This window comes from Nitrospira sp. Vd2, assembly GCF_979581665.1.
In genome coordinates, this window is sequence record NZ_CEFZSK010000004.1 from 24,116 (window position 1) to 37,375 (window position 13,260).

The following is a 13,260-nucleotide window of genomic DNA, read 5'->3' on the forward strand; positions in this document are numbered from 1 at the left end:
GCGACCTCAAGGCAGCGCCGATGCGTGGGAGAAGCGGGCCTCTGGGCCGGTGTGTCGCTGCCCAAGGACGACGACCCCCGAGGCGCTCACCGCATAGCGTTGCCGGTCTTCGGCCGGCTCGAGTCCGATCCTCGCGCCGGCCGGAATGTCATTGAACCGGTCGACGATCACACGCCGCAGTCGCGCATGGGCGCCGATCGTCGTGCCGTCGAGAATGATGCACTCATCGAGCGACGCCCCCGGTTCGATCGTGACGTCACGGCCGATGACCGAGCGGTTGATCTCGGCCTCGAAGACGCGTGTGCCTTGTCCGACCACGCTCTGATCGACGTGCGAGCGGACGAAGCTCGACGGCGGCGCATCGTAATTTTCGGTCAAGATCGGCCAGTCCGCGTTGCACAGATTGAAGAGCGGCTCCGAGCCGAGGATGTCCATGTTGGCCTGCCAGTAGGTATCCAGGGTGCCGACATCGCGCCAATAGCCCGGCTCTTCATACGGCTTCAGGCCGGGGACCTCGTTGTCACAGAAGTTGTAGGCGAGCACCCGATGCGAACGAATGATGCGGGGCAGGATATCGCGACCAAAGTCATGGTATCCCGCCGTGGTGGCGTCGTGTTCGAGGATGTTCTGCAAGACCTCGCTGGTGAATAGGTAATTGCCCATCGACGAGAAGGCGCGATGCCGGTCGTGGGGCATTGGCTTGGGCTGCGCCGGCTTTTCCTGGAATCCGACGATGCGCGGGGCGCCGGTGGACCGCTCTTCGTTGACCTCGATGATTCCGAAGCCGCGGGCGTCTTCGACCGGCACCGGCCTTGCCGCCACCGTGACGTCGGCCCCATGGTCGATATGAAATTGCACCATCTGACCGATGTCCATGCGATAAATGTGATCCGCGCCAAACACGGCGATGAGATCAGGCGAGAAATCCCGAATCAGGTTCATGTTCTGATAGACCGCATCGGCGGTGCCTTCGTACCAGCCATCGCGGGCGCGCATTTGCGGAGGGACGACCGAGACGAATTCTGCAGGCAACCGATCCCCGATGCGCCAGGCTCGACGGAGGTGTTCGATCAGGGATTGCGACCGGTACTGCACGAGGACGTACATCGCACGGATGCCGGAATTGAAAAAATTGCTGAGCACGAAATCGACGATCCGGTATTTCGCGGCGAAGGGCACCGCGGGCTTGCTGCGATGCTCCGTCAACGGCATCAACCGTTCGCCCTTGCCTCCGGCCATGATCATGGCCAGCACCTTGACGGTCTCTCCTGTTTTCAATCGATGACGCATCAAAAATCTGCGGTGCCGAGGGCTATGCAACTGCAGGACCGATGCGCGGCGATCAACGGGTGAAGAATTCGACGGCCCGTTCCTTAAGGCACCGATCAGCGGCACCGCATACTTTCGCACCGAAGCCTGGCCGTCGCCTACTCACCACGGGAGGAAGAGCCTGTAGGATTCACGCGCAATGGAAAGCCAGTTTGTCCAAGCGAGGACAAACTGTCCTTGTCAGAATGAGGCGGACGACGGGCGGTCTGTCGAAAGGGGATGGAGGTGGACCGTCCGCTGCGGGAAGGGAATCTCGATCCGTTCTTCGCGGAATCGGCGAAAAATCCGTTTCCGAAGCTCATGCTGAACGAGATATTGATCAGTGACTTCGCGCACGTGGCAGTTCAGCGTGAAGTCCAGGGTGGATTCGCTGAACCCTGGAAGAAAGCGCACGCTCGGGGCGGGATCCGTCAATAATCCAGGTACTGTTTCGGCGGCTTTCGCCGTTTCGTCCAGCAAGACTCGCTCGACATGCTCGGGGTCGCTGTCGTACGACACGCCGACGACGATCGAGATGCCGCGGCGGGGGTCCGGCAGGTAGTAGTTCGTGACGACCGATTGCGTGAGCTTGCTGTTCGGCAAGATCACCATGTCGTTGGACAACATGCGGACACGGGTCGTCCGCCACCCGATATCCTCAACGTATCCCTCTTGTCCCGTCTCCAAGCGAATGAAATCCCCGACGCGAATCGGTTGTTCGATGAGGAGATGGATGCCGGCGAAGAAATTGGAGAGCGTGTCTTGGAGCGCGAGCGCGACCGCAAGGCCACCGACGCCGAGCGCGGTCAACACTGGAGTGACGGAGATGCCCAAGCCGCCGAGCAGAACGAGCGCGCCGGTGATCCAGATCGTGACCGTCACGAACGTGAGCGACAACCCGGTCGCAGGAAAGCCGATCTGATTGCGGCGCAGTCCGAGCCGAAGGGCGGCACTCGACAGATTCGCCACAGCGAACGTGACCGAGACGACCAGCAAGCTGAACAATGATTTGAGCGTCGCCGCCGCCGGGCGCGGCGGTAGGTCCGCGGTATCGACGGCGATGTACAGCCCGATGAGCAGACACCACATCAGCGACGGCAGGCGAAGGCTGTCAAGGATGACGGCGCTGAACGGCGAGGCGCTGGCCGTACCCCAGCGGCGTACCGCACGGATGGCGACGTGCCGGACCGCAAGGGCGATGGTCGTGACGGCAACGAAGGCGGCGAGCGCAGTGGCGAGGTGCGAGGCGAGTGGCGACAGTGGGGGCATCGGAGTCGCCGAACTATAGCGAATTCTTCGGAGTGCGGCTAGCCCGCATTATTCATGGCGGTTCGTGGCGAACTTCGGGAGGGGGCGCCCAACGGGAAAGAGCCGTCTTGGCAGCTCGGGGTTGGGTGGGTGAGATAAGCGCCTGGGGCGGGCGGGGTAAAGGCAGAACCGCGTGCGAGACGGGCAAGGGCAGCCGCGAGGGAAGAGGCATACTCACTGCGGTATGTTGACCGACCGGGTGGCGAGCACGCCCGTCGCCGCAGCGGATCGGCAATTGCAGCAGAACGGTTCATGAATGATGCGGGCTAGGTGCTTCATGGGATGGAGCTTCCTTGTCGGCCGATGACGCATTTCCAAGCGCGGCCGCAATCCTTTAAGATATCGACCCATGAAGATCACGCATACGTCTGACTTGGTGCGACTGCTCCGCGGAGAGCATTGGGATCCGTTTTCCGTCTTGGGGCCGCATCCCCCTTCCTCGGATCAGTCCGGCATGGTCGTGCGCGCTTTCTTGCCGGATGCGGTCGAGGCTGCCGTCCTGATCGAAGGCCGTCCGCCTCAGAAGATGACCAAGGTGCACGAAGATGGGCTGTATGAAACCCTTCTGACCAATGGAGCCGGGCCGCACACCTACCAGGTCCAGTCCGTCGACTCCGGGGGCCATGTGACGGTCCGGCACGATCCCTACGCGTTTCGCGACCTGATCTCGGATTTCGACCTTCATCTGTTCGGCGAGGGACGGCTCTATCGCGGCTATGACCTCCTGGGGGCCAGAATGGTCACGATCGACGGCGTTCCGGGGGTCCGGTTCGTCGTGTGGGCGCCGAACGCGATGCGTGTGAGCGTCGTGGGGGATTTCAACAACTGGGATGGCCGGCGTCACCCGATGCGAAGCCGCGGGCCATCCGGGCTGTGGGAACTCTTCATTCCCGATATCCCGGAAGGCTCCGCGTACAAATACGAAATCCGTCCCCGCAGCGGTGGCCCGCCGTTCCTCAAAGCGGACCCCCACGCGTTCGCGGCGGAGCTTCGTCCCAAAACGGCCTCGATCGTCCGCGACATTAGTCGGTATCAATGGAACGATCGCGACTGGATGGAGCGGCGCCGGAGCCGCGATCAATTGGCGAGTCCGATTTCGATCTATGAAGTCCATCTCGGCTCGTGGCGGCGTGTGCCCGAAGAAGGGAATCGGTGGCTGACGTATCGCGAATTGGCGGAGAGGCTCGTGCCCTATGCGAAAGAGATGGGCTACACGCACCTGGAGTTGTTGCCGGTCAGCGAACACCCCTTCGACGGCTCCTGGGGCTATCAGCCGACCGGCTACTTCGCGGTGACGAGCCGGTTTGGGTCACCGGAGGATTTTATGGCGTTCGTCGATGCCTGCCATCGCGCCGACCTCGGCGTGATCCTCGATTGGGTGCCCGCGCATTTTCCGGACGATCCGCACGGGCTCGCGTGGTTCGACGGGACCCATCTCTACGATCACGAAGACCCTCGCTTGGGCTACCATCCGGAATGGCATAGCCGGATATTCAACTTCGGCCGCGTCGAGGTGCGGAACTTTCTGCTCAACAGCGCGCTCTTTTGGCTGGACCGCTACCATATTGACGGGCTGCGGGTCGATGCGGTGGCCTCGATGCTCTATCTCGATTATTCCCGCAAGGCCGGCGAGTGGATCCCCAACAAGTACGGCGGGAATGAAAATCTCGAGGCCATCTCGTTCCTCAAGGAGTTCAATACGGTTGTGCATCAAGAACATCCGGGCGTGCTGACCATTGCCGAAGAATCGACGGCGTGGGCGGGCGTCTCCCGGCCCACGTATACGGGCGGTCTGGGTTTCAGTCTGAAGTGGAACATGGGGTGGATGCACGATACGCTCGAGTACTTCAGCTTTGATCCCGTCTACCGACGGTTTCACCAAAACAAGATCACGTTCGGGCTGATCTATGCGTTCAGCGAGAACTTCGTACTCGTCCTCTCGCATGACGAAGTCGTCCATGGAAAGAAGGCCCTGCTCGACAAGATGCCCGGCGATCATTGGCGGCGGTTTGCGAACCTCCGGGCGCTGTTCGGCTACATGTACGCGCACCCCGGCAAGAAGATGCTGTTCATGGGCGGCGAGTTCGGTCAGTGGTGGGAATGGAACCACGACGACAGCCTGCAATGGCACCTGCTCGAGTACGAGCCGCATCGCGGGTTGCAACGGCTGGTCCGAGACCTCAACACGGTCTACCGGAGCGAGCCGGCCTTACATGAAGTCGATTTCGAGTGGACGGGATTTCAGTGGATCGATTTCAGCGATGCGGATCATGCCGTCATCGCCTTCTTGCGGCGCGCGAAGCAGCAGCACGAGGTCGTGCTCTGCGTTTGCAACTTCACGCCCGTGCCCCGCGAAGGGTATCGAGTCGGAGTGCCCGCACCCGGGTGGTACCGCGAGGTGCTGAACACCGATGCGGCCCTGTACGGGGGATCGAATACGGGAAACGGCGGCGGGGTGCCCGCAGAGGAGCAGCCCTGGCACGGGCAGCCCTATTCACTCATGCTGACGCTGCCGCCGTTAGCGGTACTCTACTTCAAGCGGGTTGGTTGAGTAGAGGGCGACACCGAAGGCGGGCAGCGAGAGTGCCACCTGGGTCTCAGCCAACGTGACGGTGTCGGGGAGCCGCGGCTCGCCAGTCCCTCCGAACTCCTTGCTCCAGCTCGTCAGCGTAAGACGCCACCGGCCGGCGGGTTGTCGAAGGACGAAGTGTGCGGGGCGCTCTTCTAGATTCAACAGCACCAGCGCGTGCGCCTGTTCGGCGGCCCAACGGTGCAAGATCAAGACAGGTGCTCCTTCCTCCACCCAGGCCGCATGCCCGCCTTTTGCGTGAAAGGCCCCACCGCTGTTCCGCAGCGAGATGAGGCGACGGTACCAGGCCAATACGGCGCGCTGCCGATCGTCGCGCGGACCGCCATCCGAGAGTCGCGATCGTTCAAACGTTGCCTGGTCGAAAGGATCGGGCACGGCTCCCCACCCGAAAGCCGCAAACTCTTTTCGCCTGCCTTCCCGGACGGCTTTAATCAGTGCCGGATCTCCGTGATCCACGAAGTACTGGAACGGCGCGGTCTCGCCGTATTCCTCGCCCATGAACAGCAGCGGCGTCTGCGGCGCCAGGAGCAGTGCCGCGGCGGCGACTTTCAAGGCCTCCCACGGCACGAGGGCGGCCAGCCGCTCTCCCTGCGCCCGGTTCCCGACCTGATCGTGATTTTGCGTGCAAATCACGAATTGCTCCGGCAGCCGTCCGCGCGCCGAGTTGCCGTGACGGCGGCGACGGTGCCGGGAGTGCTGGCCTGAATAGACGAATCCATCTTGCAGCGCCGTCGCGATCTGCCGGGGATCGCCGAAATCTTCGTAGTAGCCCGCGCGCTCCCGCGTCAACACGGCGTGCAACGCGTGATGGAAATCATCGCTCCACTGCGCGTCGAGTCCATATCCGCCTTCCTGCGGCGGTGCAATGACGCGGACGTCGTTCAAATCACTTTCGCCGATCACGAGGATCGTTCGGTCGGATTCTTCGGCTTGTTCGTGGACTGAGTCGGCCAGCTCGCGGAGGATGTGCGTCGCGCCAAAATCGTAGATGCCGTGGATCGCATCGAGGCGCAGGCCGTCCATGTGATATTCGGTCACCCAATAGCGGGCGTTGTCGATGATGAAGCGGCGGACCTCGTCGCTGTCCGCGCCATCATAGTTCACCGCTCGGCCCCACGGCGTGTGGTAGCGGTCGGTGAAGTAGGGGCCGAAGTCGTCGAGGTAATTCCCTTCGGGGCCGAGATGGTTGTACACGACGTCCAGGATGACACCGAGTCCCTCCCGATGACAGGCGTCGACGAGCGCCTTGAGCCCATCCGGCCCTCCGTACGTGGACTGCGGCGCATAGAGAGAGACGCCGTCATAGCCCCAGTTGCGGCGCCCGGGAAATTGCGCCACCGGCATTACTTCGATCGCCGTGATGCCGAGGTCCTTCAGTGCCGGCAGGCGGCCAATTAGTGCGGCGAACGTCCCTTCGGCGGTGGCCGTTCCGACGTGAAGTTCGTAGAGCACCAATTGATCCAGCGTCACTCCACGCCAGTGCTGATCGGACCAGTGAAACGCGTCTGGATCGACCAGCGCTGACGCTCTGTGCACGCCCTCGGGTTGAGACCGAGAAGCCGGGTCTGGTCGCTCCTTGCTGCCATCAAGCAGGTAGGTGTAACGGTCGCCGGCCGACACCTGCTCGGCGTTCGCCGTGAAGTACCCGACAGCGTCTTTCGTCATCGCGACGGTTCGTTCCCCTCGGTGGAGCTGAAGGGACACGCGTTCCGCTCGCGGCGCCCACACCCGAAACGCCGCCGACGTCCCGCGCAGTCTTGCTCCCAATTCCAGCCGCCATTCCGATTGCATCGGCTCAGTCTGCCAGATCGGAGGTGAGTGCTGCACGTCTCGAGTCCGCTGACAGAGAAAACCGGTACATACCGATACTCGGAATCGCCGTGGTTCGATATGGTCTGACGGTCGAAGCAGAAATTATGGCCGTCCGCGAATCGTCGAGACGACCAACCTGCAGGACAGTGGGCAGAGCTCGAACCAGAACCAGACAGTGAGGCACGGGCGTGATGAGGGTTTGGCCAGGACGTTCATATCCCTTGGGGGCGATGTGGGACGGGCAGGGCGTGAACTTTGCCCTGTTCTCCGAAAATGCGACGAAGGTCGAACTGTGCTTGTTCGATGGCCCGGATGCCGTCCTGGAATCTCACCGGATCCCCCTTGAAGAACGGACCGATCAGGTTTGGCACGTCTATCTGCCGGAAGTCAGACCGGGCCAACACTATGGCTATCGTGTCCACGGCCCGTACGATCCCTCGGTCGGGCATCGGTTCAATTCCTCGAAGCTCCTGATCGATCCCTACGCCAAGGCGCTGTCAGGGAACATCGAGTGGTCGGATGCCATGTTCGGCTACCGGATCGGTGATCCGGCGGCCGACTTATCCAAGGATGACCGGGATAATGCGGCGAACGTGCCAAAGGGGGTCGTGATCGATTCCGCCTTCAGCTGGGGCGGCGACCAACTCCTGCGCACGCCCTGGGATCAGACGGTGATTTATGAAGTCCACGTCAAGGGCTTGACCGCCCGACACCCGGATGTGCCCGAGCAACAGCGCGGAACGTACGAAGGGCTCGCGTCCCCTGCGGTCCTGGATCATCTGAAAGCGCTGGGCGTGACGGCGGTGGAGCTGTTGCCGGTCCATCATTTCGTGCGCGACAAGCATCTGTACGACAGGGGATTGACCAACTACTGGGGCTACAACACCATCGGCTTCTTCGCCCCCGATATTCGGTATGCGACGCGTCCCATTCCCGGTGAGCATGTCCGTGAGTTCAAGACGATGGTCAAGACCCTCCACAGCGAGGGCCTGGAGGTCATCCTCGATGTGGTCTACAACCACACAGGTGAAGGAAACCATCTGGGCCCGACGCTTTCGTTTCGAGGGATCGACAACGCGGCCTATTATCGATTGGTACCGGAGAACAAGCGCTACTACATGGATTACACCGGCACCGGTAATACGCTCAACGTCACCCACCCTCGTACGCTTCAGCTCATTATGGACAGCCTGCGCTATTGGGTGCAGGAGATGCATGTTGACGGCTTTCGATTCGACCTTGCCTCGACCCTTGCACGGGAGCTACACGATGTCGATCGCTTGAGCTCGTTCTTCGACATCATCCACCAGGATCCGGTGCTCTCCCAGGTCAAGCTGATTGCCGAGCCCTGGGACCTCGGGCAAGGCGGCTATCAGGTCGGCAACTTTCCCGTTGGCTGGGCCGAATGGAACGGCCGCTACCGTGATACGATCCGTCGCTATTGGAAGGGAGACGGCGGCCAAGTAGCGGAATTGGGGTATCGGCTCACGGGCAGCAGCGACCTGTACGAAACCAGCGGGCGCCGGCCGTATGCCAGCATCAATTTCGTGACAGCGCATGACGGGTTCACGCTCAATGATTTGGTCTCATACAACGAGAAGCACAATGAGGCGAACGGCGAAGACAACAGGGATGGCACCGATGACAATTTGAGCTGGAATTGCGGGGTGGAAGGACCGACGGATAATCCGGACATCGTGACATTGCGCGAGCGGCAAAAGCGAAACTTTCTCGCCACGTTGGTGCTATCGCAAGGCGTCCCGATGATTTGCGGCGGAGACGAGATCGGCCGGACACAGCGCGGCAACAACAATGCGTATTGCCAGGACAACGAACTCAGCTGGTACGACTGGAAATTGGATCGCCGTGATCGGGACCTCTTCGCCTTCGTCCAGCGCCTGATCGCGCTTCGCCGGGAGCAGCCGGTACTCCGGCGCCGTCGTTTTTTCCAAGGGCGGCGGATTCGTGGATCAGAAGTGAAAGACATTGCGTGGTTTCGGCCGGACGGGAAGGAAATGACCGATGAAGATTGGAACAAGGGGTACGTCCGGTGTCTCGGTATTCGATTGGCGGGTGACGCGATGGAAGAAACCGATGACAAAGGCCGTCCCATTGTCGGTGATACCCTCTTGATCCTCCTCAATGCCCACCATGAATTGCTCCAATTTACGATGCCTGCCCATAAACGCGGGGTGCGCTGGGAGCATCTGCTCGACACGACAGAGCCGAGTCCCAAAGAGCTGCCCCAGTTCTTAAAGGGCGGGGAGCCGTTTCCGCTCGAAGCCCGGTCCTTGGCGGTGCTACGCCTGCGAAGCCCCGAGAAACACGAATAAGTCATTGAAACTCCTTGTCGCGCACTCACTCGATCCTTCGGAGCAACAGTGCAACGAAAGTTGGATTGACCCTCGGCCTCCCGTTTTGATACCGTCCCTGCAACATCATTTCTTGTCGTCCGCCGTCGCGTCTTCATCGATCGTCCGCCGCCCGGTTCGTGGTTGTGCCCGGTTTCCTGATCTGTAGCTTGGAGGACTGAATGGAGTCTGCGAGACGACCCTATCTCTCGACGTTCGTGCTCGGTTGCGCCCTGCTGACGGGTGGCTGCGCCGGATTGACCAAAGGGCAGGCGGATTTCGACGTGGGGATGAAGGAGCGCGGAATTGCATCATGGTATGGGGATGACTTTCACGGCTGGATTACGGCGAGTGGCGAACCCTATGACATGTACCGACTGACGGGCGCGCATCGAACGCTTCCCCTCGGCTCCGTGGTCCGGGTGACCAATGTCGTCACGGGCCGACACGTGGTCATTCGGATCAATGACCGGGGCCCCTACGTCAATGGCCGAATCCTCGATCTCTCCTACGCGGCGGCCGAACGTCTCGAAATGGTCCGGGATGGGATCTCAGCGGTTCAAATCGAGGTCGTCGGCCACCAATCGCTCGGCGCGCTGATGGACGAACGCAATGGACTCGACATGGAATTTTCAGTTACGGCCGACACTGCTGCCATGCCCCTTGGTCGCTCCGGCCTGTCCCACCCAGCCTGGCAAACTGATCGCCGGGCTGCCCGCAGCATACCAAGCGATCTCCTTCGCGAGCGGCGGGCGCGCCGCGTGGCCGATATCCTCGCCGTCGAACGGCGGGTGGATGCGGTCCCAGCACTCGCTCTGACCTAAGTCTCGGTTCGGTTGACAGCCTCCCGCGCGGTCTACTACACTGACTCACTCATTTTGTCCGCGAGGAGAGGAGAGTCGCCGTGGCGAAGAAGTCCCCGTTAGAGACTGATGTTCAACGATTGAAAGCCAAGATCACGAAGCAACGAGAGGCCGATGGCGGGGACGATGCCAGAGAGAAGCTGCGCGTGCTCCTGAAGCATTTGAAGCGGGCGCAACGGAAACGCCGCCGATTGCTGATTCGGAAGCAACATGCCGCCGGCAAGAAGGACGAGAAGGCCGGCGCGACAGCGTAACATCGTGTCATGCAGCAGGGTATTATGAACCAGGAATCCGAAAACTTTTTTGAAGACGAATCGACGCTGAAAACTGAGGAGCAGAAGGACCAGTTGGCCGACCGGCTGTCCGAGGCGATGGCCGGAGAGGCGGCGACTGCGACTGACGAAGCTGCGGTCGAGGGCCAGGAGGAAGGGGTCCTCGAAGAAGAGCGGATCAAGGATGAGATCGAAATCCAAATCGATCTCTTGAAAGATCCCGACTGGGCGGTGCGGCGGGAAGCCGTCGTGACGCTCGGCGAAATGGGCGATGAACGGTGCGTGGAGCCGCTGGTTCGCGCTCTGCAAGATGGCGATTGGCAGGTTCGGGAGGCGGCCGTCGAGGCCATCGGTCAAGTCGGCTCCCCGGCGGTCGATTCCGTGCTGCGACTCCTGCGGTCCTGGGATCACCGAAAATACGCCATCCGCGCACTGGGAAAGATCAAGGACGAGCGGGTGCTCGATCCGCTGGTGGCCCAGTTGCGGAACGATGAGTTCTACGAAGATGCGACGGAGGCGCTCGTCGACCTCGGTCCGCCGGCGGTGCCGAGGTTGGTTGAAGCGCTGAGAGACAAGGACGAGAACATCCGCAAGCAGGCGGTCATCGCGCTGGGTCGGATTCAGGACTCGTCGGCCATTGACCCGCTGATCGAGAAGCTCAGCGACAAGGACTGGTTTACACGGCTCACGGCGGCGGCGGCACTCGAGAAAATCGGGGACGAACGCGGGCGCGAGGCGATCAAGCCGCTTCTCAAGGACCCTGATCCCGTTGTCCGGATGCGCGTGGAACGCATTCTGGCCGCTTGGAAAAAGCGCGCCGCGAATGCGTAAAGATGTTCGAGGTTCGGAGTTCGAGGTTTGAAAAGAACCTTGGCCTCCGAACCTTATTTTCCCCGCTCCGCCAGCGCATCCAACTCTTTCTGAATCTCGTCGAATCGCGCCCGGGGGACAGTTTTCCCCGACGCTAACTCCTGTTGACTCGCCCGCGTTTTCGCGATCAGCGATGTCAATCTCGCCCGCCGGTCCGTCGCAGGTTCGGTTTGCGTCAAGCGCTCCAAATCGTCGGCGGCCTCGCCCAGCGCTTTGGCGGCATTGCCGAAGTTCCGGTCGAGCACATCCGATTTTGCTTGGATGACCTGTGCCTTGGCGTCGACGAGTTCCTGTCGTCCCCGCAGATTCCGTTCGAAGCTGAGCGTCGTATCCACGACGTTTCGCGAGAGATCCGTCACCGTTTTCGTCAATTCTCCGATCGAATGCCGACCAATGTAGAAACCCAAGGTGAAGCTGGTAGTGAGAAGAACGAGCATCCCGAGGAATCTCAGCATTGAGGCCTCACGACGAGGGTTTGAGGAGCTGCAGCAGGCTGCCGGCCGCCGTGACCCGAACGGCCGGATCGGAATCAGTCATGGCCTGCTTGACGAGCGGGACGGCGTCCCGACTCTCGAAGCGGCCGAGCGCGCGAGTCGCCATCAGCCGAGGTTGCGGCTGGAGGTCCTGCCGCAAGGCGTCGAGCAGCGGTAACGCCGCCTTGTTCCTCGCCTGACCGATTGCCTGTGCGAGGGCGCCGCGCACGGACGGATCGGGATGTTGTGCCAGTTCGCGCGCGACGAGGACCGCTTCTCCCTCCCCCAATCGCAGCAACGCCTCCACGGCCCCGACCCTGACAATGTCCACGCGATCTTTCGCCAACGGCCACAGCAGCGCCCGTGTGTGGGGAAGCTTGAGACGCCCCAAGCTCGCCGCCGCGATGCTTCGCACCCGTGGGTCGTCATCGCCGATGGAATGCGTGAGCTGTGCAGCGGCATCCGATGAGCCGTATTCGCCCAGTGCGCCGGCGGCAAAGGCCCGAACCGCGGGATCCGGGTCGTAGACCGATTGGGCCAACAACTTGAAGGTGCGCGGGACTCGCAAGCGCCCGAGCACGCCAAGAGCCGCCATGCGCGTATCGGGATCGGGCAACGTTGCCGCGCTCAGGATCTCATCGAGGGCTTGCTCGCGGCCTAACTTGACGAGTGCGGCGAGGGCAAACACGTGCACGGCAGTGTCGTCGGTGCGCGCAATCGTCCGAAGCAGATCAACGGCCGACACGTCCCGCGTTTCCCCCAAGCCATTGATTGCGGCAATGCGGACACCGGGCGACGGATCTTGGAGCGCTTGTTTGAAAATCGCGGTGGCCGATTTCGCCGCGCGAGGATGGAGGCTCACCGTACGGCCGAGGCCCTCGATGGCGAGAGCCCGGACGAGCATGGATCCGTCAAATCGTGCATCCTCGAGAAGGGCGAGTGTGTCCGGACCGGCGGCATCGCGGAGGGCGGTCAACGCCGCGATACGGACATGCTCGAGTGGGTCCCTGACATACGATGTGACGATCGCCTTTGCGATCTCGCGGAGCAACGGCGCGTCATCCACGCGGCCGGCTGATACGAGTCGTGTGTAGACCTTAAAGGCCGTCTCCGGGCGCCCCAGATGCAGATAGGTCCGAATGGTAGCGTTCAAAGCCTTCGGTGAGGGCTCCGTTCCCGCCGGCATCGTTTCGAACAGGCGGACCACCTCTTCAAACCGGCCTTCGCGAAACGCCGAGACGAGATCGCGGTCGATGTTCCCGGGAATGGCGTCACGGACCGGAAGGGCGACGAGGAAAAGCACCAGAGACCAGAAGAGGAGGGTTCGAACGAGACAAGCGCGAGGCACCATCATAGCGCGTCATCCTAGCACCGCTTTTCGCGCGCTCGCAATGAACGGCGATCTCGGGAAAA

Annotated in this window: 10 protein-coding genes; 5 read left to right on the forward strand and 5 right to left on the reverse strand. The window is 61.7% G+C overall.

Features of this window, described 5'->3' with window-relative positions:
* Positions 1-6 precede the first annotated feature (6 nt).
* Together glgC and AC1U7K_RS02185 are read right to left on the reverse strand one after the other, a co-directional pair.
* Positions 7-1,290 (reverse strand): glucose-1-phosphate adenylyltransferase, encoded by a 1,284-nt coding sequence (gene glgC, locus AC1U7K_RS02180; RefSeq protein ID WP_480249161.1) that lies wholly within the window; start codon positions 1,288-1,290, stop codon positions 7-9.
* Between the two features lie 219 nt (positions 1,291-1,509).
* Positions 1,510-2,577 carry a mechanosensitive ion channel family protein gene (locus tag AC1U7K_RS02185; RefSeq protein ID WP_480249162.1) on the reverse strand — a complete coding sequence of 356 codons (1,068 nt, stop codon included), beginning with the start codon at positions 2,575-2,577 and terminating at the stop codon, positions 1,510-1,512.
* Between the two features lie 388 nt (positions 2,578-2,965).
* Between AC1U7K_RS02185 and glgB the strand changes: the two genes are divergently transcribed.
* Positions 2,966-5,167, forward strand: coding sequence for a 1,4-alpha-glucan branching protein GlgB (gene glgB / locus AC1U7K_RS02190; protein WP_480249163.1), 2,202 nt, complete (start codon positions 2,966-2,968; stop codon positions 5,165-5,167).
* On the opposite strand, the gene treZ is transcribed toward glgB, so the two are convergent.
* Positions 5,135-6,997 carry a malto-oligosyltrehalose trehalohydrolase gene (gene treZ / locus AC1U7K_RS02195; protein WP_480249164.1) on the reverse strand — a complete coding sequence of 621 codons (1,863 nt, stop codon included), beginning with the start codon at positions 6,995-6,997 and terminating at the stop codon, positions 5,135-5,137. The two genes, glgB and treZ, sit on opposite strands and share 33 nt — an antisense overlap.
* A 212-nt stretch (positions 6,998-7,209) precedes the next feature.
* On the opposite strand from treZ, the gene glgX reads away from it, so the two are divergent.
* The 4 genes from glgX (at position 7,210) to AC1U7K_RS02215 (ending at position 11,335) form a co-directional block, all read left to right on the forward strand.
* Entirely contained in the window at positions 7,210-9,351 is a 2,142-nt protein-coding gene (glgX, locus tag AC1U7K_RS02200; protein ID WP_480249165.1) for a glycogen debranching protein GlgX, read from the forward strand.
* 200 nt (positions 9,352-9,551) lie between these two features.
* Positions 9,552-10,193, forward strand: coding sequence for a septal ring lytic transglycosylase RlpA family protein (locus tag AC1U7K_RS02205; protein ID WP_480249166.1), 642 nt, complete (start codon positions 9,552-9,554; stop codon positions 10,191-10,193).
* An 80-nt stretch (positions 10,194-10,273) separates the two neighbouring features.
* A complete protein-coding gene (locus AC1U7K_RS02210; protein ID WP_480249167.1) occupies positions 10,274-10,486 on the forward strand; it encodes a hypothetical protein in 213 nt (70 codons plus the stop codon).
* A gap of 24 nt (positions 10,487-10,510) precedes the next feature.
* Positions 10,511-11,335: a HEAT repeat domain-containing protein gene (locus AC1U7K_RS02215; protein WP_480249168.1), complete on the forward strand. Its 825-nt coding sequence runs from the start codon at positions 10,511-10,513 to the stop codon at positions 11,333-11,335.
* 53 nt (positions 11,336-11,388) lie between these two features.
* Here the strand turns inward: AC1U7K_RS02215 and AC1U7K_RS02220 are convergent, their stop codons facing one another.
* Positions 11,389-11,829 carry a hypothetical protein gene (locus tag AC1U7K_RS02220; RefSeq protein ID WP_480249169.1) on the reverse strand — a complete coding sequence of 147 codons (441 nt, stop codon included), beginning with the start codon at positions 11,827-11,829 and terminating at the stop codon, positions 11,389-11,391.
* Between the two features lie 7 nt (positions 11,830-11,836).
* The gene (locus AC1U7K_RS02225; RefSeq protein ID WP_480249170.1) at positions 11,837-13,201 is read right to left on the reverse strand and encodes a HEAT repeat domain-containing protein; all 1,365 of its coding nucleotides are present in this window, start codon (positions 13,199-13,201) and stop codon (positions 11,837-11,839) included.
* Positions 13,202-13,260 lie beyond the last annotated feature (59 nt).